20 protein-coding genes are annotated in these 18,253 nt (G+C 57.2%); 11 read left to right on the top strand and 9 right to left on the bottom strand.

Annotation, left to right across the window (positions count from 1 at the left end; all coding sequences use genetic code 11):
- The first annotated feature begins 325 nt into the window (after positions 1-325).
- On the top strand, positions 326-1,831 hold the full coding sequence (gene dtpA, locus ACOI7D_RS10505; protein ID WP_023289927.1) for a dipeptide/tripeptide permease DtpA: 1,506 nt from the start codon (positions 326-328) through the stop codon (positions 1,829-1,831).
- Between the two features lie 110 nt (positions 1,832-1,941).
- Complete coding sequence (gene gstA, locus ACOI7D_RS10500; RefSeq protein WP_109547258.1) at positions 1,942-2,547, top strand: glutathione transferase GstA; 606 nt, start codon at positions 1,942-1,944, stop codon at positions 2,545-2,547.
- A gap of 42 nt (positions 2,548-2,589) precedes the next feature.
- On the opposite strand, the gene pdxY is transcribed toward gstA, so the two are convergent.
- The 5 genes from pdxY to anmK all read right to left on the bottom strand — a co-directional run bounded on the left by pdxY (position 2,590) and on the right by anmK (position 7,165).
- Entirely contained in the window at positions 2,590-3,450 is an 861-nt protein-coding gene (gene pdxY, locus ACOI7D_RS10495; RefSeq protein ID WP_023289928.1) for a pyridoxal kinase PdxY, read from the bottom strand.
- 61 nt (positions 3,451-3,511) lie between these two features.
- Positions 3,512-4,786: a tyrosine--tRNA ligase gene (gene tyrS / locus ACOI7D_RS10490; protein ID WP_004175868.1), complete on the bottom strand. Its 1,275-nt coding sequence runs from the start codon at positions 4,784-4,786 to the stop codon at positions 3,512-3,514.
- 124 nt (positions 4,787-4,910) lie between these two features.
- Positions 4,911-5,567, bottom strand: coding sequence for a pyridoxamine 5'-phosphate oxidase (gene pdxH / locus ACOI7D_RS10485; RefSeq protein ID WP_032428866.1), 657 nt, complete (start codon positions 5,565-5,567; stop codon positions 4,911-4,913).
- Between the two features lie 57 nt (positions 5,568-5,624).
- The gene (gene mliC / locus ACOI7D_RS10480) at positions 5,625-5,948 is read right to left on the bottom strand and encodes a C-type lysozyme inhibitor (protein WP_032428867.1); all 324 of its coding nucleotides are present in this window, start codon (positions 5,946-5,948) and stop codon (positions 5,625-5,627) included.
- A gap of 92 nt (positions 5,949-6,040) precedes the next feature.
- On the bottom strand, positions 6,041-7,165 hold the full coding sequence (gene anmK, locus ACOI7D_RS10475) for an anhydro-N-acetylmuramic acid kinase (protein WP_101995875.1): 1,125 nt from the start codon (positions 7,163-7,165) through the stop codon (positions 6,041-6,043).
- A gap of 268 nt (positions 7,166-7,433) precedes the next feature.
- Here anmK and slyB point away from each other — a divergent pair, with 268 nt between their 5' ends.
- Both slyB and ACOI7D_RS10465 read left to right on the top strand, forming a co-directional pair.
- A complete protein-coding gene (gene slyB, locus ACOI7D_RS10470) occupies positions 7,434-7,901 on the top strand; it encodes an outer membrane lipoprotein SlyB (RefSeq protein WP_002907749.1) in 468 nt (155 codons plus the stop codon).
- Between the two features lie 224 nt (positions 7,902-8,125).
- Complete coding sequence (locus tag ACOI7D_RS10465) at positions 8,126-9,487, top strand: GGDEF domain-containing protein (protein WP_072413287.1); 1,362 nt, start codon at positions 8,126-8,128, stop codon at positions 9,485-9,487.
- Positions 9,488-9,521: 34 nt separating this feature from the next.
- Here the strand turns inward: ACOI7D_RS10465 and slyA are convergent, their stop codons facing one another.
- Positions 9,522-9,962 (bottom strand): transcriptional regulator SlyA, encoded by a 441-nt coding sequence (gene slyA / locus ACOI7D_RS10460; protein WP_004143833.1) that lies wholly within the window; start codon positions 9,960-9,962, stop codon positions 9,522-9,524.
- Positions 9,963-10,134: 172 nt separating this feature from the next.
- On the opposite strand from slyA, the gene ACOI7D_RS10455 reads away from it, so the two are divergent.
- Genes ACOI7D_RS10455 through ACOI7D_RS10445 form a run of 3 tightly spaced genes read left to right on the top strand, consistent with a single transcriptional unit; the run spans position 10,135 to position 13,302 of the window.
- Positions 10,135-10,371 carry a DUF1656 domain-containing protein gene (locus ACOI7D_RS10455; protein ID WP_032453115.1) on the top strand — a complete coding sequence of 79 codons (237 nt, stop codon included), beginning with the start codon at positions 10,135-10,137 and terminating at the stop codon, positions 10,369-10,371.
- A gap of 10 nt (positions 10,372-10,381) precedes the next feature.
- Complete coding sequence (locus tag ACOI7D_RS10450; RefSeq protein ID WP_023289935.1) at positions 10,382-11,278, top strand: HlyD family secretion protein; 897 nt, start codon at positions 10,382-10,384, stop codon at positions 11,276-11,278.
- Positions 11,278-13,302, top strand: a complete 2,025-nt coding sequence (locus ACOI7D_RS10445; RefSeq protein WP_101989248.1) for an FUSC family protein — start codon at positions 11,278-11,280, stop codon at positions 13,300-13,302. Before ACOI7D_RS10450 ends, ACOI7D_RS10445 begins: the two co-directional genes overlap by 1 nt.
- On the opposite strand, the gene sodC is transcribed toward ACOI7D_RS10445, so the two are convergent.
- The 3 genes from sodC to ACOI7D_RS10430 all read right to left on the bottom strand — a co-directional run bounded on the left by sodC (position 13,295) and on the right by ACOI7D_RS10430 (position 15,073).
- The gene (gene sodC / locus ACOI7D_RS10440) at positions 13,295-13,816 is read right to left on the bottom strand and encodes a superoxide dismutase [Cu-Zn] SodC (protein WP_023289937.1); all 522 of its coding nucleotides are present in this window, start codon (positions 13,814-13,816) and stop codon (positions 13,295-13,297) included. The two genes, ACOI7D_RS10445 and sodC, sit on opposite strands and share 8 nt — an antisense overlap.
- Positions 13,817-13,885: 69 nt before the next feature.
- On the bottom strand, positions 13,886-14,782 hold the full coding sequence (locus ACOI7D_RS10435; RefSeq protein WP_109547257.1) for an aldo/keto reductase: 897 nt from the start codon (positions 14,780-14,782) through the stop codon (positions 13,886-13,888).
- A gap of 48 nt (positions 14,783-14,830) precedes the next feature.
- On the bottom strand, positions 14,831-15,073 hold the full coding sequence (locus ACOI7D_RS10430; protein WP_017901094.1) for a DUF1289 domain-containing protein: 243 nt from the start codon (positions 15,071-15,073) through the stop codon (positions 14,831-14,833).
- Between the two features lie 139 nt (positions 15,074-15,212).
- Here ACOI7D_RS10430 and ACOI7D_RS10425 point away from each other — a divergent pair, with 139 nt between their 5' ends.
- The 4 genes from ACOI7D_RS10425 to rnt all read left to right on the top strand — a co-directional run bounded on the left by ACOI7D_RS10425 (position 15,213) and on the right by rnt (position 18,233).
- Entirely contained in the window at positions 15,213-15,812 is a 600-nt protein-coding gene (locus tag ACOI7D_RS10425; protein WP_032428869.1) for a TetR/AcrR family transcriptional regulator, read from the top strand.
- A 53-nt stretch (positions 15,813-15,865) separates the two neighbouring features.
- Complete coding sequence (locus ACOI7D_RS10420) at positions 15,866-16,963, top strand: alkene reductase (protein ID WP_109547256.1); 1,098 nt, start codon at positions 15,866-15,868, stop codon at positions 16,961-16,963.
- A 78-nt stretch (positions 16,964-17,041) separates the two neighbouring features.
- Positions 17,042-17,449 carry a lactoylglutathione lyase gene (gene gloA / locus ACOI7D_RS10415; protein WP_032453119.1) on the top strand — a complete coding sequence of 136 codons (408 nt, stop codon included), beginning with the start codon at positions 17,042-17,044 and terminating at the stop codon, positions 17,447-17,449.
- Positions 17,450-17,585: 136 nt separating this feature from the next.
- Positions 17,586-18,233: a ribonuclease T gene (gene rnt, locus ACOI7D_RS10410; protein ID WP_004202881.1), complete on the top strand. Its 648-nt coding sequence runs from the start codon at positions 17,586-17,588 to the stop codon at positions 18,231-18,233.
- Positions 18,234-18,253 lie beyond the last annotated feature (20 nt).

Here is an 18,253-nt window from a genome sequence, read left to right as displayed (position 1 = left end):
TTTAGGATAATGGACCATATCACTACTTTATTGCGCAATCAGTAGAATATATCGCCTTTACGGGAAAAATGGGCGAATCAAAAAGATAAAAATAGCAGCGATAACGTAACGGTGAAATTTAACTCTGGATAACATTCATATGACCGGAGCATTATACCGCCCTGATTATGTGTAACAGATTATTACAAAGGCCTTGCCTGATGCGCCAGGATAGTGAACATTACCTGCCGTTTTCCCTCCAAGAATAACTATAAAGGCGGCGGTCCAACGAGATTGCGCCCCGAACACCCCCCAGTAAATATGGGATGTAAAAAAAGAGGTATATGTGTCTACTGCAAACAATAAACCAGCAGAAAGCGTGAGTCTGAACGCTTTCAAACAACCACGCGCGTTCTATCTCATTTTCTCGATCGAGTTGTGGGAGCGTTTTGGTTACTACGGCCTGCAAGGGATCATGGCCGTTTACCTGGTAAAACAGCTGGGTATGTCGGAAGCGGATTCCATTACTCTGTTCTCCTCCTTTAGCGCGCTGGTTTATGGCCTGGTCGCCATTGGCGGCTGGCTGGGCGATAAAGTGCTGGGTACCAAACGCGTCATTATGCTGGGCGCTATCGTGCTGGCCATCGGCTATGCGCTGGTCGCCTGGTCCGGTCATGACGCCGCTATCGTCTATATGGGTATGGCGACTATCGCCGTCGGTAACGGCCTGTTTAAAGCCAACCCGTCTTCCCTGCTTTCTACCTGCTATGACAAAAACGATCCGCGTCTGGACGGTGCATTTACCATGTACTACATGTCCATCAACATCGGTTCGTTCTTCTCGATGCTGGCAACTCCGTGGCTGGCCGCGCGTTTCGGCTGGAGCGTCGCCTTCGCCCTGAGCGTGGTGGGGATGGTGATCACCATCATTAACTTCGCCTTCTGCCAGAAATGGGTGAAACAGTACGGTTCGAAACCGGACTTTGCCCCGGTGCATATGGGTAAACTGCTGGCGACCATCGCTGGCGTGGTGGTGCTGGTCGCTATCGCTACCTGGCTGCTGCACAACCAGGGTATCGCACGCATGGCGCTGGGCGTCATCGCGCTGGGTATCGTGGTGATTTTCGCCAAAGAGGCGATGGGCCTGAAAGGCGCCGCGCGTCGCAAAATGATCGTCGCCTTCCTGCTGATGGTAGAAGCGATCGTCTTCTTCGTACTGTACAGCCAGATGCCGACCTCTCTGAACTTCTTTGCTATCCGCAACGTGGAGCACTCGATCCTCGGCCTCGCCTTCGAGCCGGAACAGTATCAGGCGCTGAACCCGTTCTGGATCATGATTGGTAGCCCTATTCTGGCCGCCATCTATAACAAGATGGGCGACCGCCTGCCGATGCCGCACAAGTTCGCTATCGGTATGGTGCTGTGCTCCGGCGCGTTCCTCGTCCTGCCTTTAGGGGCGAAGTTCGCCAGCGACGCCGGTATCGTCTCGGTTAACTGGCTGATTCTGAGCTACGCGCTGCAGTCTATCGGTGAGCTGATGATTTCCGGCCTCGGCCTGGCGATGGTCGCTCAGCTGGTTCCCCAGCGTCTGATGGGCTTCATTATGGGCAGCTGGTTCCTCACCACCGCCGGTGCGGCAATCATCGCCGGGAAAATCGCCAACCTGATGGCGGTACCGGAAAACGTCACCGATCCGCTGGTGTCGCTGGAAGTGTATGGCCACGTGTTCCTGCAGATCGGTATCGTCACCGCGGTCATCGCCGCCCTGATGCTGCTGACCGCGCCGAAGCTGAACCGAATGACTCAGGACGACAGCGCGGACGTAAAAGCACGCGAAACCGCGGCAGCCTGACGCCGCAGGGAAAACCAATTATTTTTAAGCCGCTAACGTTAGGTTAGCGGCTTTTTTTTTACCCCTGGCGGGACTAACATACAGAAAACTGCAGCCACGAGGAGTAACGCATGAAACTGTTCTACAAACCCGGCGCCTGTTCCCTCGCCTCACACATCGCCCTGCGCGAAAGCGGCCTGGATTTCACTTTGCAGAACGTGGATCTGGCAAGGAAACAGCTGGAAAACGGGGAAGATTATCTGCTGATCAACCCGAAAGGTCAGGTGCCGGCGCTGCTGCTGGATGATGACATCCTGCTTACTGAGGGCGTGGCTATTATGCAGTACATCGCCGATCAGGTGCCGGACCGCCATCTTCTGGCGCCCGTGGGCTCCGTTGCCCGTTACCAGACCCTGGAATGGCTGAACTACGTCGCTACCGAACTGCATAAAGGCTTTACGCCGCTGTTCCGCCCGGACACCCCGGAGGACTATAAGCCCGTTGCGCGCGCGTTGCTCGAGAAAAAACTGCAGTACGTGGATGCCTCGCTGGCGGATAAACAGTGGCTCACCGGCCATCGCTTCACTATCGCCGATGGTTATCTGTTCACGGTGCTGCGCTGGGGCTATGCGATTAAACTGGATATGGCCGCCTGTAGTCATATCGGCAGCTGGATGGCGCAGGTGGCGGCGCGTCCGGCAGTGGCTGACGCACTGGCAGCGGAAGGCTTAAAGTAAGACCAGAGACTGCCCGGCGCTCTGCCGGGCAGAGTCGGAAAGTTACAGTCGGGTGGCGCTGAAGCAGTGCTCCGGCACAGCAATACGATCCTGCGCCGCCACCACCTGCAGTTCATACTCCTGCATGTTTTTGGTGGTCAACATGATCTCGTACACTGCGGCGGTGACGTGCTCAAGCGCGTCGCGCAGGCTGGCGCCCTGCAGCAGTTTCACCAGCAGCAGACCGCTGGTCACATCGCCAACGCCCACCGGCTGACGCAGGCCAAAATCCACCAGCGGCCGGCTGATATGCCAGGCTTCATCTGCGGTCACCAGCAGCATCTCAAAACGGTCCATGCTCATGCCGGCGCGGGAAAGATGCTTAACCAGCACCACCTCCGGCCCCTGGGCAATCAGCTCCCGCGCGGCGGCCACCGCCTCGCTCACGCTGGCGACCGGATGACCGCAGAGGATCTCCAGCTCCACCAGATTAGGCGCAATGATATCGCTGGCCGGCAGCGCATAACGCACGTGGAACTCCGCCACGCCCGGGGCGACGATGCAGCCCTTCTCCGGATGGCCCATCACCGGGTCACAAAAATACTTCGCCGCCGGATTGGCCGCTTTTACCTGACGCACGATGCCCAGGATATGCTCGCCCTGTTCAGCAGAGCCGAGATAGCCGCTCAGTACCGCATCACAGGTCTGCAGCTTATCGATAGCGGCGATGCCCTGGACGATCTCCGTCAGGTGCGAAGGCGGCATCACACAGCCGGTCCATTTGCCGTACTGCGTGTGGTTAGAGAACTGTACGGTATTGAGGGGCCAGACATTGGCGCCCAGGCGGCGCATCGGGAACTCGGCGGCACTGTTGCCGGCGTGGCCAAACACAACGTGAGACTGAATGGCGAGGATGTTCTTCATTTTCTTACCACAACCCTAAAAAGAAAAAGGGCGTGGTTTCCCACGCCCTGGTAGTATTTTTTTATTTCCAGCAGACCAGGCAGTAATTCTTCTTACCGCGGCGCAGCAAGGTGTAGCGGCCGAACAGGCGATCGCTGTCGGCAAAAACATATTCCGGATCGGCCTGTTTTTCACCGTTGATGGTCACTGCGTTAGAGGCGACGGTTTTACGCGCCTGACCGCGGGACGGCTGCAGCTCGGAATCCACCAGCGCCTGCAGCAGATCGGCACCCTTTTCCATCTCAATCATCGGCACGCCGTCCTGAGCCAGCTGTTCGAAGTCAGCTTCGCTCAGGTCGCTCAGGTTGCCGTTGAACAGGCTCTCGGTAATGCGTTTCGCCGCTTCCAGACCCTCTTCGCCGTGCACCAGACGCGTCACCTGCTCTGCCAGCACGTACTGGGCGCGCGGCGCTTTACCGCTGTTTTTATCTTCTTCTTCCAGGGCATTGATCTCTGCGATGTCCATAAAGGTGAAGAACTTGAGGAAGCGATAGACATCAGCATCCGCGGTGTTGATCCAGAACTGGTAGAATTTATACGGACTGGTCTTTTTCGGATCCAGCCACACGGCGCCGCCCTCGGTTTTGCCGAACTTGGTACCGTCCGCTTTGGTAATCAGCGGCACGGTGAGGCCAAACACCTGGTTCTGGTGCAGACGACGCGTCAGATCGATACCGGAGGTAATGTTGCCCCACTGGTCGGAGCCGCCAATCTGCAGCGCCACGCCGTGCAGCTTGTTCAGGCAGGCGAAGTCGTAACCCTGCAGCAGATTGTAAGAAAACTCGGTAAAGGAGATGCCCTGATCGTCACGATTCAGGCGCTGCTTCACCGCTTCTTTGTTGATCATCTGGTTAACAGAGAAGTGTTTACCAATATCGCGCAGGAAGGTCAGCACGTTCATGCTGCCAAACCAGTCATAGTTGTTCGCCGCGATCGCCGAGTTGTCGCCGCAGTCAAAATCAAGGAACGGGGCTACCTGTTTGCGGATTTTATCCACCCACTCCTGCACGGTATCCTCGGTATTAAGCTTACGCTCAGCAGCTTTAAAGCTTGGGTCGCCAATCAGACCGGTAGCGCCGCCCACCAGCGCCACAGGTTTATGACCTGCCTGCTGGAAGCGTTTCAGGCATAACAATGGAACAAGATGCCCCAAATGCAAGCTGTCAGCGGTAGGATCGAAGCCGCAATAGAGCGCGATCGGGCCTTGCGCCAGTCGCTCTGCTAACGCTTCCTCGTCCGTCACCTGGGCTACCAGCCCCCGCTCTTGCAATTGTTTAATCAAGTTACTGCTTGCCATCAAATTCTCCATGTATAAACGACTGCACCTCTGCCGGTACACGACTTTTCGCCAGATGCGAAAAGTACATAGAATAAAGCGCCGGCCCTTTCAGCGCCAGCGCTTCGATAACTAATTTCGGCAATTACGGTGCCAGGCGGTCGATTTTCCAGGCGCCGTTATCGCGCTGGTATAAAAAGCGATCGTGCAGGCGATGTTCACCCCCCTGCCAGAACTCCATCTGCTCGATGCTGACGCGGAATCCGCCCCAGAAACTCGGCAGGGGCACTTCACCCTGCTGGAATTTCTGCTTCAGCTCGAGGAATTTGCTCTCCAGGATACCGCGGGCAGAGATCCGGCTCGACTGTTGCGAGACCCAGGCGCCGATCTGGCTGTCACGCGGGCGGCTGTGGAAATATTTGACCACCTCCAGCGTCGACAGGCGTTCCGCTTTGCCGATCACCATCACCTGGCGCTCCAGCATATGCCACGGAAACAGCAGGCTGACCTGCGGGTTATTTTCAATCTGATGGGCTTTGCGGCTGCCGAGGTTGGTATAAAACACCAGCCCTTTTTCGTCGTAATGCTTAAGCAGCACAATGCGCTGATAGGGTTGGCCGCGCTCATCGACGGTGGCAACCACCATGGCCGTTGGGTCGGCGAGTTTCGCGTCGCAGGCCTGACGCAGCCAGCGCTCAAACAGCGGCAGAGGTTCAGCAGGAAGATCGTGGCGACGCAAACCGCCACGGGTGTATTCACGGCGCAAGTGCGCGATTTGCTGGAGTTCGTCGTTATCAGACATGGCCATTGAGGATATAGTCAAAAGGTGGCGTTATTGTGCGCCCCCCGGACAGAAATCTCAACGTTTGGCGGTCTGCAGCTGGCAGTTATCGAGGACGATGCGGTCGCGCTTATAGACGGTGGCGGTATCGCCTTTCGACCAGAAGACATAGACGCCGTCGGTGTAGCGCGCGCCGGAAGCCGACAGCCCCTCTGACAGATTCAGCTGCTGATTGTCATAGATAAAACTAACCTGCTGGCGTTGGTTATTGCGATGGACCGTCAACGGTTTCTGGTCGCATTGATACTCCAGCGTGTCCGTCTGCATCCGCTCGACAAACTGGTTGTAGTAGCTACAGCCCGCCAGCATAAAAGGTACAACTGCGATAAGAATTTTTTTCATTCGTTTGCCTTCGACTTTCCCGGTCACGGAGGGCACTCCGCCCTCCGCTTAACTTGTCCAGTTTACCGGTCGCGTCGTCTTTAAGATTTCAGTTAACTCCGATTCTGCGGCGGGTTAGCAGGGAAAATGGCGCCCAGCACCGTGGCTTCGCTGGCGCCGGTCACGGAGGGCAGATTACCCGGCAGGCCGGCGATCGTGCGCCAGGCCAGCCAGGCAAAGGCCAGCGCTTCCATATCATCGCCGCTGATCCCCGCCTCATCGGTGGTGGAGACTTCAGTTCCCGGCAGCAGGGCCGCCAGGCGCGCCATTAACAATGGGTTACGCGCGCCGCCGCCGCACACTAACAAACGCTCGCAGCCGCCGCTTAACAATACCTGCTCACTGATGGTCACGGCGGTTAATTCCGCGAGCGTTGCCTGCACATCCTGCCCGCGCAGCCCAGGATAACGAGCCAGATGCTGCTCCAGCCAGCCGTAATTGAAATATTCCCGACCGGTGCTTTTCGGCGCCGGCAGGGCAAACCATGGATCGCTCAGCATATCCTGCAGCAGCGGCAGGAGCACTTTGCCTTCGCTGGCCCATTGGGCGTCCTTATCGTACGGTTTGCCCTGCTGGCGCCAGATCCAGGCGTCCAGCAACATATTTCCCGGTCCGGTATCATAGCCCCGCACCGGCTGGCCCGGCACCAGCAGCGATACATTAGCGATCCCGCCGATATTGAGCACCATCCGCCGCTCAACGGGGTGCGCCAGCAGCGCATGATGGAATGCCGGCACCAGCGGCGCCCCCTGCCCGCCAAGCGCCATATCCCGGCGACGAAAATCCCCCACCACGGTGACGCCGGTATGGGCGGCGATCTGGTTGTTATCGCCAATTTGCATCGTATGCGGCGCGTCGCCCAGGGGTTCATGCCATACGGTCTGTCCATGGCAGCCGATGGCAATAACGTCGGTGGGTTTGAGCTTTTCCTGTCGCATCAGCGCCAGCACGGCATCGGCAAACAGCCGCCCCAGTCGGGTGTCCAGACGACCTAGCTGTGAAAGGGTCAATGACTGGCCCTGGCAAATCGCCAGAATCTCTTCTTTTATCGCGTGTGGGATGGGCCAGGTGAGACTGGCCTGCTGCGCCACCATGTTTTCATTGATGGCAGCCAAAACGACATCGATACCATCAAGGCTGGTACCAGACATAACGCCAATAAAGCGACCCGATCTCATACGTTGTTCCTTCATTCCATGACCCTTGTATATCCTTCACTCCACCATAAAGTGTCCGCTAATGCTATGTTGTAATAATACTTTTTAACAATAGAGCGACAATTCAGAGAACATCGTAAAGAACCGGCGTTTAGTTAAGGTTGAAGCACCATTAATTATTATTTTTTGTATAGTCCGGAGAGAAGCTATGCCCGCCGACGACTAAATGCCATATAATTAACCGCATGGACGTTCAATTGAACACCTTCGGTGAACAGGAGATTCATAAATGATTTTACGTGTTTTGGCTGTATCGATGATTGGTTTCACGCTCGCAGGCTGCGTGAGCAGCAGCGGCCTGTCCGGCGATGTTTATTCCGCATCTGAAGCCAAACAGGTGCAGAGCGTGACATACGGTACCATCGTGCATACCCGCGCCGTACAGATCCAGAGCGGCGACGACAGCAATGCCATCGGGGCGATTGGCGGTGCGGTGCTGGGTGGGTTCCTCGGGAACACCATCGGCGGCGGTACCGGACGCTCTCTGGCCACAGCGGCAGGTGCGGTCGCGGGCGGCGTAGCCGGTCAGGGCGTGCAGGGCGCGATGAATAAAACCCAGGGCGTGGAACTGGAAATCCGTAAGGATGACGGCAATACCATTATGGTGGTGCAGAAACAGGGCAGCACCCCGTTCTCCGTGGGTCAGCGCGTGGCGATTGCCGGCAGCGGCAGCCAGGTCACCGTCTCTCCTCGATAATCCCTCTGACGATGCGGCCAGTTATGCCGCATCGTATTTTTCCTCTGGATTTATTACACCCTAATAGCTTCGCATTAGCATTCAGACATCTTAATTTTTGAATTGCATTAATCATTGCGCCTGCGCAATATTTTATCAGTCATCCCCGACTACTCTTCTGCACATTACTCTTTTTATGTCGACGCAATATCGTTGCCCTTGCTTTTCCCTGTGGAATATTGTCTATGCCCAAACACATGAATCATGTCGTTAAACGTCTTATCGTTTATATTTGTATTTGTTTACTGGCCGGGGTCGGCATGACCGGGTTGATGGACTTTTTTCACACCAGATTCAACAGCACTTCATCTACACTATTTCCTCTGCTGACCAGTTTTCTGATGGTGTTTCATATCACTATTGCCTGTTTTATGGGCATGAAATACTGGAGCAGCAAGCGTCGCTTGTATCTGACCCCTGTCGCTTTCGCCTTTGCCTGTTCGGCGTTGCTGATGCTGGGCACGCTCAGCAGCTATCCGGACTGGCTCAGCTGCAATCCCTCTCCGGTGGTGAAACAAAACGACGCCGTCATATATTATTTCTTTCGCAATATAATGATGGCTGTCTTATTCATGTCATCAATTATTTTGTATTACTTCCGCCGGCGCATCATGCATTCCTGGAAAGCTCATGTAATGACTTTCGCGGCATGCATTGTTCTTACATTAACCATTATTTTTTTATCATGGCTGTACTCCAGCCACTCGCCGAAGCTGAGCATCAATTTTATCGACGACCTGAATCATACTTTCACCCCGCTGTGGCAAAGTATTATCAGCTGGCTGCTGATGGCAGTCTGGTTTATCACGCTAATATTAATAATTTGCTTGAGCAAACTGCGCAATATTTTCTGGTATAGCGGCGCTTTTTTTTGCAGCGCATATTTGTTCACCCTCTTCCGGCTGCTCTCTACCGTTGGGGAACTCGATCAGGCCTGGTATCAGGCGCGTTTTTTTGAAACGCTGTGCACCCTGTTCCTGATCCTGGTGCTGCTGGTCGACGTCTTTATCCTCTATCGGGAGTCTAACCACAAGTATGTCAACTCCTACCAGAATTCGATCCGCGACCCGCTGACCCGCCTCTATAACCGCAGCTTCTTCTATGACACCCTAAACCAGCAGCTGGCGAAGGTGAAGGCCCAGCATCCGCTGTCGGTGATTATCAGCGACCTCGACCATTTCAAACGCATCAACGATAACTACGGCCACATCGCCGGCGACAAGGTGATCCAATTTGCCGCATCGGTGCTGGACAGCCATTCGCGCAAGGATGATGTCGCCGCCCGCATCGGCGGTGAGGAGTTTGCCCTGCTGCTGGTCAACACCTCAGAGAACGAGGCGCAGGCGATCGCCGAGCGCATCCGTCTGGCGGTCAGCGCCGAGCAGACCGCTCTGCCAGAGCGGATGACCATCAGCATGGGGGTGTATACCTCCCATGACAGAAGTGTGACGGCGGAGGAGTGCGTCCAGCGTGCGGACGAAGCCATGTATGAAGCAAAAAACAGCGGACGTAATCGGGTGGTGATCTGGCGACGCCAGGGTGGGTAAAAAAAGGCCCGGGATAACCCGGGCCGCAAAAGGATTAATCTTTTGCCTGGAGATCGAGGATATTTTGTTCAAGTTTACGAATTAAGTGGAGCAACGTCTCCACTTCCTGCTTCGAGACCCCCGAGAGGATTTCATCGCGGGTCTTGCCTATCACCTCTTCCATCTCATTGATCAGCGGTTCGGCTTTTTCAGTCAACTTGATGCGTTTGGCCCGCCGATCGCTTGCGCAGGTCTGGCGAGAAATAAGCCCTTTCTCCTCCAGCTGATCGAGCGTACGTACCAGCGACGGTTGTTCAATACCGATGGCTTTCGCCAGCTGGATCTGCGACTGCTCAGGCGGCAGCTGGTGGATGTTATGCAGCGTGACCCAGTGAGTCTGCGTTAACTCCAGAGGTTTCAGGCGATGGTCGATTAGCGCGCGCCAGACGCGAACTAAACGTGCCAGATCAGAACCAAGTGGCGATTCCAATTTCATCTCCTTATAATTAGCTTGCTAAGTTATTATACTGATTTTAGAATAGTGTGCAGCATTTGAATAATCAAAACAAATGAATTACTTGATTCAACAAAAACCAAAACAATGATTTACACTGTTAAAGAGTAGCACGTCCTGAGGTTATCCCTGTTATGGCAAAGGATTTTTGCTTGTGAAACTGAGTCTTAATTCATCCGGATTGCCGCTGCAGGACCTGATGTTCGGCGCATCCGTCTATTTCCCTCCGTTGTTCAAAGCCGTCTTGCTGGGCTTCTTTATCTGGCTGTTTTTACATCGCCAGCTGCGTGACTGGATGTATGCGGGCGACATCTGGCATCCCCTGCTAATGGATCTCTCCCTGTTCGCGCTCGCGGTCTGTCTGGCCCTGCTGTTATTGATTGCCTGGTGATCTACCTGCTATGAAAAAATTAAAATATCTGTCAACGCTGTTGGTGGCGGCCATCGCACTGGTTGCCGCGTGGTTGTTATGGAATTTCTACACTCAGTCCCCCTGGACCCGCGACGGGAAAGTGCGCGCCGAGCAGGTCGGGATCACCCCTCAGGTCTCCGGCAGTATTCTGCAGCTTAACGTGGCCGATAACCAGCGGGTCAAGGCCGGTGAAGTCTTGTTTACCATCGACGACACCCCCTACCGCATTGCGGTGCTGAACGCCCAGGCGCAGCTGGCGAAAGCGCAAGCTGAGGTGGCGAAAGCGCAGGCGGAGCAAAGCAAAGCCGCCAGCGAAGCCCGCCGTCGCAGAAACCTGTCGCAGAATGCCATCTCGGCTGAAGACCTTGAAAACGCCAATACCGCCCTGAATACCGCCACCACCACCCTGGCGGCCGCCAGAGCGGGAGTCGGTGTCACCGAGGCGGCGCTGAAGCATGCGCAGTGGCAGCTCAGCCAGACGGTAGTCAAAGCGCCGGTGGACGGCTGGGTGACTAACCTCTCCACCCGGGTCGGCGATTACGCCACCACCGGCCATCCGGTCTTTGCCCTGGTGGACAGCCATTCGTTCTATGTGCTGGGCTACTTTGAAGAGACCAAACTGCGCCATATTCGCATCGGCGATCCGGCGCAAATCATTCTCTACAGCAATCAGCAGACGCTGCAGGGGCATGTCGCCAGCATCGGTCGCGCGATTGTTGACCAGAGCGTGGAACAGGGAACCGGGCTGGTGGCCAATATCAAACCGAATATCCCCTGGGTCCGCCTCGCCCAGCGCGTCCCGGTGCGGATTGCCTTTGATAGCTTGCCGGCCGATGTCACTCTGGTCTCCGGCACCACCTGCACCGTCTCGATCGGCGGACAGTGATGAATCTGCAGACCCTGTCATGGCGCACGCTGCCCTGGGTTAAAGCCACCCGACCGCAGTGGCGATACGCGCTGCGTAACGGCATCGCGATGTGTCTTGCGCTGAGCATCGCCTACGCGCTGGATCTGGATGAGCCCTACTGGGCGATGACCTCCGCGGCGGTGGTCAGCTTTCCCACCGTCGGCGGGGTGATCAGTAAAAGTTTCGGCCGCATTGCCGGCAGCCTGCTTGGCGCCTGCGCCGCCCTGCTGCTGGCGGGCCATACGCTCAACGATCCCTGGCTGTTCCTGTTCAGTATCTCCGGCTGGCTGGCGCTCTGTACCTGGGCCTGCGCCCTGTTCACCAACAACGTGGCCTACGCCTTTCAGCTGGCGGGCTATACCTGCGCCATCATCGCCTTTCCGGTGATTAATATCAGCGACAGCTACGAGCTATGGGTGATTGCCCAGTCGCGCGTCTGCGAAGTCATCGTCGGGATCCTGTGCGGCGGGTTGATGATGATGATCCTGCCCAGCACCTCCGATGGCAGCAACCTGCTGACGGCTTTGAAAACCATGCACGCCCGCCTGCTGGAGCACGCCAGTCTGCTGTGGGTACCGGAAACGACGGATGCTATCCGCACCGCCCATGAAAGCGTAATTGGCCAGATCCTGACCATGAACCTGCTGCGCATCCAGGCCTTCTGGAGCCACTACCGCTTCCGTCGGCAGAATCCCCTGCTGAACTACCTGCTGCACCAACAGCTCCGAATGACCAGCGTCATTTCCAGCCTGCGGCGTATGCTGCTGAACTGGCCTGACGCCCCGGCCAATACCCGCCAGGTGCTGGAGTCGTTGCTTGCGGAGCTCGCCACCGCCCATGCTGACAGCTATCACGTCGCCCGCATTCTGGCGCCGCTGGCGCCGCCGCCGGGCGCGGATTACCGCCACCTCGCCTTCTGGGCGCGGTTACGCTATTTCTGTCGCATTTATCTGGAAAGCAGCCGCTGGATCCGCCGGGTTGAAAATGCCTCAGCGATCGCCGAGTTCAATGTTCCTTCCGCACCCGCGCTGACCCGCCACACGGACCAGGCGGAAGCCCTGCTCAACGGCATTCGTACCTTTTGCGCCCTGGTGGCGATAGGCGCGTGGGGGATCAGTACCCAGTGGACCAGCTGCGCGGCGGCCCTGACCCTGGCCTCCATCTGCTGCGTACTCTACTCGGTGTCGGCCTCGCCGTTTCGCTCGCTAACCCTGCTGATGCAGACCCTGGTCCTGCTGTCGGTGTTCAGTTTTGTGGTGAAATTTGGCCTGATGGTGCAGATCACCGACCTGTGGCAGTTCCTGCTGTTTCTGTTCCCGTTGCTGACCACCATGCAGTTACTCAAGCTGCAGTGGCCAAAATTTGCCGGCCTGTGGGGGCAGCTTATCGTCTTTATGGGCTCGTTTATCTCCGTCACCAACCCACCGGTGTACGACTATGCGGCCTTTTTCAATGACAATTTAAGCAAGATTGTCGGCGTGGGCTTTGCGTGGCTGGCTTTTGCGGTGCTCAGTCCCGGCTCGGACGCCCGCAAAGGGCGACGGCACATCAGAGCGTTACGGCGTCACTTTGTCGATCAGCTCAGCCGCCGCCCCCAGCACAGCGAGCACGAATTTGAATCGCTGGTATATCACCACGTCAGCCAGCTCAGTCAGAGCCAGGATGCGCTGGCCCGCCGCTGGCTACTGCGCTGGGGGGTGGTCTTACTGAACTGCTCCCACGTGGTCTGGCAGCTTCGCGAGTGGGAAACCCGCTCCGATCCGCTCGCCCAGGTGCGCGATCTGTGTATCAACCTGCTGCGCGATGTCATGAGCGAGCGCGGCGTGCAGCAGCGGCCGCTGGCCACCACGCTGCAGGAGCTGCTGCGGATCTGCGAGGTTCTGAACCACCATCATCAGCCGGCGGCCCGGGAGCTGGCCGCCGCGATCTGGCGACTGTATTGCGCGCTATCGCAGCTGGAACAGGCTCCGGTCGCCGGAACGATTGGCGAAAAGCTTACTTAATCACCCCGCAGGCAAACCGTTCGCCGCCGCCGCCCAGCGGCTGCGGACTGTCGGCCATATTATCGCCGCCGACATGAACCATCAGCGCTTTGCCTTTCACTTCCGCCAGCGTTTTCAGACGCGGAGCGATAATCGGCTGGTCAGCCACGCCCGCGTCGTTGACCACCAGCAGGGGCAAATCGCCAAGATGTCCGGTGCCCAGCGGCCCTTCATGTTTACCGGTATGTTGCGGATCGTAATGTCCGCCCGCCGCTCCGGCGGCTACGGCTTTGCCCTCTTTCATCGCCGGCTGGCAGCTGCCTTCAGCATGGATATGAAAGCCGTGCTTGCCCGGCGGCAACGCTCGCAGATCGGGAGCAAATTCGAGTCCGCGGTCGGTTTCAGTGATTTTTACACTGCCGATGGATTGACCAACGCCCTGGCTGGTCACGAGATTAAGTTGCACATCTTCACTAACGGCCTGCGCGCCAGCGCAAAATGCGAGGGAAAGGATAGCGAGAATACATCGTTGCATAACACCTCCGGATGGCTGTCTCCCTGTTAAGTGTAAACCAGGAACAGGTTTCCGGAGGCGAAATGCCGGTTATGGCACGTCGTAACCGAGCGCGGCTTTGCGGATACGGAACCACTGCTGGCGGGTCATACTCAGCTTTTCAGCCACAATCGCCGAGCGCACGCGCTCAATTTTGCCCGAGCCGATAATCGGCAGCGGTTGCGATGGCAGGCGCAGCACCCAGGCATAAACCACCTGCTCGATGCTGTCGGCGTTAAGCTCGTGGGCCACCTGGGCCAGCTCGTCGCGCAGCGGCTGAAAGCCCTCTTCATTAAACAGGCGGCCGCCGCCGAGGCAGGACCAGGCCATCGGGCGAATACGCAGCTGCTGCAGCTGATCGAGGGTACCGTCGAGCAGCAACGGCTGATGCACCGGCGAGATCTCCACCTGGTTGGTAGCAAGCGTAAACGGCAGGCGCGACTGCAGAAGGGTGAACTGGGAAGGGGTAAAGTTCGAGACGCCGAAATGACGTACTTTGCCGCTGTGATGCAGCGCGAGGAAGGCTTCAGCCACCTCGTCGGCGTCCATCAGCGGATCCGGCCGGTGGATCAGCAGCAGATCGAGATGGTCCGTCGCCAGATTACGCAGCGATTGCTCAGCGCTGAGCACGATGTGGTCCCGGTCGGTAATGTAGTGACCGATGGTGTTTTCAGCGCGCGCCCGGGTGGCAATGCCGCATTTGCTGACAATTTCCATTCGGCTACGCAGATGCGGCGCCAGCTTCAGGGCTTCACCAAAGGCGGATTCGCACTGGTAATCACCATAGATATCGGCGTGATCGACGGTGGTAATGCCTAAATCGAGATGCTGTTCGATAAAGCCGACCAGCTCGCCTGGCGACATTTTCCAGTCCATCAGACGCCAGTAGCCCATCACAAAACGCGAAAATTCCGGCCCCTGGGGAGCCATAGCAATACGCTGAACCATAACCGCTTCCTCAATAAAAAAGTGCTCTGAGTATACGTAATTTTTGGCTTAAAACAGTGAGGGTTGCTGCGGTTCTTCCGCCGCCTCTGGCCTGTTTGCGCGGATTTTGCGCAGCAGGCGTTGACGACACAGACGCAAAACCTCCTGTTTCTGCGCATCGCTCATCGTTTGCCAGTTAAAACGTTCCTCACGGCTACGGAAACAGCCGCGACAGTAGCCGCGCTCATCGGTCTGACAAATTCCCCGGCACGGGCTCTGCACCGGGAAAAACTCTAACTGCTCTGCCACCACACGCCTCCTGTCCCCTCATCTCCTTTCATTGAAGACGTTTCCCCGCGCTGACGCAAATTTTGTTCACTACGTGCTGCGCCAGCTAACATTTTTGCGCCGGGTCTTGCATTAGACCAATCGGTCTACTACAGTGTGCTCCATGAACAGACACAGCGATTGCGATACCCGAGAACATATTCTGGCCACCGGCGAGCGGCTTTGCATGCATCGCGGCTTTACCGGCATGGGCTTGAGCGAACTCCTGAAGACGGCGGAAGTGCCCAAGGGCTCTTTCTATCATTACTTTCGCTCTAAAGAAGCCTTCGGCGTCGCCTTGCTGGAAAACCATTTCGCCGGATATCTGCAGCGCCTGGTCGAGCACTTCGCCCATGGCGACGGCAACTATCGCGATCGGCTGCTGGCCTACTATCAGCACACGCTGAATCAGTTTTACCAGCAGGGAATTATTAGCGGGTGTCTTACCGTCAAGCTGTCGGCAGAGGTCTGCGATCTGTCGGAAGACATGCGCACCGCCATGAACCACGGCGCCAGCCAGATCATCGCCCTGCTGGGCGACGCACTGGAGAAAGGACGTCAGGAAGGCAGTCTGACATTTGACGGCGAGGCCATGACCCTGTCGCAGGTGCTCTATTCCCTGTGGCTCGGCGCCAACCTGCAGGCCAAAATAACGCGTAGCGCAACGCCGCTGGAGAGCGCCCTTGCCCACGCGAAACAGATTATTGCGGCGCCTGCTGTTTAACAGGCGTTTTTATTTCATCAGTTCCTAGACGACCGGTCTACTCAGGAGTCATTATGTCGGAATCAAAATTATTCACCCCGTTGAAAGTCGGTACCGTCACCGTCCCTAATCGCGTATTTATGGCTCCACTGACGCGTCTGCGCAGCATCGAGCCGGGCGATATCCCTACCCCGCTGATGGGCGAATATTACCGTCAGCGCGCCAGCTCCGGGCTGATCATCACCGAAGCGACGCAGATTTCCGCCCAGGCCAAAGGCTATGCCGGCGCGCCAGGGCTGCACAGCCCGGAGCAGATTGCCGCCTGGCAGAAAATCACCGCCGGCGTTCACGCGGAAAACGGCCATATCGCCGTGCAGCTGTGGCATACCGGGCGAATTTCCCATAGCAGCCTGCAGCCCGGCGGCGCCGCCCCGGTAGCGCCGTCTGCGCTGAGCGCCGGCACCCGCACCTCGCTGCGCGACGAAAACGGCCACGCCATCCGCGCCGACACCTCGATGCCTCGCGCTCTGGAAACCGAAGAGATCCCGGGGATCGTCGATGATTTCCGTCAGGCGGTGGGCAATGCCCGTGACGCCGGTTTCGATCTGGTTGAACTGCACTCGGCTCACGGCTATCTGCTGCACCAGTTCCTCTCGCCGTCGGCGAACCAGCGTACCGACCAGTATGGTGGCAGCGTGGAAAACCGCGCCCGTCTGGTGCTGGAGGTGGTTGACGCCGTGAGCAAAGAGTGGAGCGCCGACCGGATTGGCATCCGCGTGTCGCCGATTGGCAGCTTCCAGAATGTAGATAATGGCCCGAACGAAGAAGAAGACGCGCTGTATCTGATTAGCGAGCTGGCGAAACGCGGTATCGCCTATCTGCACATGTCCGAGCCGGACTGGGCGGGCGGCAAGCCGTACAGCGAAGCCTTCCGTCAGAAAGTTCGCGACCGCTTCCCGGGCGTGATCATTGGCGCTGGCGCCTACACCGTTGAAAAAGCCAACGACCTGATCAGCAAAGGGCTGATTGATGCCGTGGCCTTTGGCCGCGATTACATCGCCAACCCGGATCTGGTGGCCCGCCTGCAGAAAAAAGCGGCGCTCAACCCGCAGCGCCCGGAGTCCTTCTACGGCGGCGGCGCGGAAGGCTACACCGATTATCCTACGCTGTAATCCCTCCATTGATAGCGGCGACGTATCGCCGCTATACTCAAGGCTCTGATCTATCAAATAAACTGCATAGGGGACATTATGCGCTTACTCCACACCATGCTGCGCGTTGGCGACCTGCAACGTTCTATCGACTTCTATACCAATGTGTTGGGCATGAAGCTGCTGCGCACCAGCGAAAACCCGGAGTACAAATACTCCCTCGCCTTCGTCGGCTACGGCGAAGAGAGCGATACCGCGGTGATCGAACTGACCTACAACTGGGGCGTGGACAGCTATGAGCTGGGCACCGCCTACGGTCACATCGCGCTGAGCGTCGACAACGCCGCCGAAGCCTGCGAGCGGATCCGCCAGAACGGGGGCAACGTTACCCGCGAAGCCGGGCCGGTAAAAGGCGGCAGCACCGTTATCGCCTTCGTGGAAGATCCTGACGGTTACAAAATCGAGCTGATTGAAGAGAAAGACGCCGGCAAAGGGCTGGGCAACTAACCCCCCCGACCATAGCGACTTTATTATCCTCGTTCGCCCGGGCGCTGCGGCGCCCGTTGTTTTCACCCCTGCCTGCTGCAAGCCGTGGCAAAATTTGCCATAATGCGCGCTACTTTTTTCCAGCTAAGAGAATCTGATGTCCGAGAACGCTCAACTGAATGGTCTGTGCGACCGTTTCCGCGGTTTTTATCCAGTGGTGATTGATGTTGAAACCGCAGGATTTAATGCCAAAACCGACGCCCTGCTGGAGATCGCCGCCATTACGTTGAAGATGGATGAGCAAGGCTGGCTGATGCCCGATGAAACGCTGCATTTCCATGTTGAACCTTTCGAGGGCGCCAATCTTCAGCCCGAAGCGCTGGCCTTTAACGGGATTAACCCGCACGATCCAGAGCGCGGCGCCGTTAGCGAATACGACGCTCTGCATGCCATCTTCAAAATGGTACGCAAAGGGATGAAAGAGAGCGACTGCAGTCGGGCTATCATGGTGGCGCACAACGCCACATTTGACCACAGCTTCACCATGACCGCCGCCGAACGGGCGGGGCTAAAACGCAACCCGTTCCATCCGTTTGTCACCTTCGACACCGCCGCGCTGAGCGGGCTGGCGCTGGGCCAGACGGTATTGTCGAAAGCTTGTATTGCCGCGGGTATGCCGTTCGACGGCGCGCAGGCCCACTCCGCCCTCTACGATACCGAGCAGACGGCACAGCTGTTTTGCGAGATAGTGAACCGCTGGAAGCGTCTGGGCGGCTGGCCGCTGCCGGTGGCGACGCCGGAGTGATAAAAAAAGCGACTTCCAGG

It is taken from the genome of Klebsiella sp. C360 (assembly GCF_048822415.1).
In the GTDB taxonomy this organism is placed as follows: Bacteria; Pseudomonadota; Gammaproteobacteria; order Enterobacterales; family Enterobacteriaceae; genus Klebsiella; species Klebsiella quasipneumoniae.
Note: the sequence above shows the minus strand (reverse complement) of the source record. Positions and strands in the feature narration are given on the sequence as shown.

Bases quoted from the DNA above. Each gene is read 5' to 3' on its own strand.
- gstA (WP_109547258.1), top strand. From the start codon at position 1,942: ATGAAACTGTTCTACAAACCCGGCGCCTGTTCCCTCGCCTCACACATC.
- pdxY (WP_023289928.1), bottom strand. From the start codon at position 3,450: ATGAAGAACATCCTCGCCATTCAGTCTCACGTTGTGTTTGGCCACGCC.
- tyrS (WP_004175868.1), bottom strand. From the start codon at position 4,786: ATGGCAAGCAGTAACTTGATTAAACAATTGCAAGAGCGGGGGCTGGTA.
- pdxH (WP_032428866.1), bottom strand. From the start codon at position 5,567: ATGTCTGATAACGACGAACTCCAGCAAATCGCGCACTTGCGCCGTGAA.
- mliC (WP_032428867.1), bottom strand. From the start codon at position 5,948: ATGAAAAAAATTCTTATCGCAGTTGTACCTTTTATGCTGGCGGGCTGT.
- anmK (WP_101995875.1), bottom strand. From the start codon at position 7,165: ATGAGATCGGGTCGCTTTATTGGCGTTATGTCTGGTACCAGCCTTGAT.
- slyB (WP_002907749.1), top strand. From the start codon at position 7,434: ATGATTTTACGTGTTTTGGCTGTATCGATGATTGGTTTCACGCTCGCA.
- ACOI7D_RS10465 (WP_072413287.1), top strand. From the start codon at position 8,126: ATGCCCAAACACATGAATCATGTCGTTAAACGTCTTATCGTTTATATT.
- slyA (WP_004143833.1), bottom strand. From the start codon at position 9,962: ATGAAATTGGAATCGCCACTTGGTTCTGATCTGGCACGTTTAGTTCGC.
- ACOI7D_RS10450 (WP_023289935.1), top strand. From the start codon at position 10,382: ATGAAAAAATTAAAATATCTGTCAACGCTGTTGGTGGCGGCCATCGCA.
- ACOI7D_RS10445 (WP_101989248.1), top strand. From the start codon at position 11,278: ATGAATCTGCAGACCCTGTCATGGCGCACGCTGCCCTGGGTTAAAGCC.
- sodC (WP_023289937.1), bottom strand. From the start codon at position 13,816: ATGCAACGATGTATTCTCGCTATCCTTTCCCTCGCATTTTGCGCTGGC.
- ACOI7D_RS10435 (WP_109547257.1), bottom strand. From the start codon at position 14,782: ATGGTTCAGCGTATTGCTATGGCTCCCCAGGGGCCGGAATTTTCGCGT.
- ACOI7D_RS10425 (WP_032428869.1), top strand. From the start codon at position 15,213: ATGAACAGACACAGCGATTGCGATACCCGAGAACATATTCTGGCCACC.
- ACOI7D_RS10420 (WP_109547256.1), top strand. From the start codon at position 15,866: ATGTCGGAATCAAAATTATTCACCCCGTTGAAAGTCGGTACCGTCACC.
- gloA (WP_032453119.1), top strand. From the start codon at position 17,042: ATGCGCTTACTCCACACCATGCTGCGCGTTGGCGACCTGCAACGTTCT.
- rnt (WP_004202881.1), top strand. From the start codon at position 17,586: ATGTCCGAGAACGCTCAACTGAATGGTCTGTGCGACCGTTTCCGCGGT.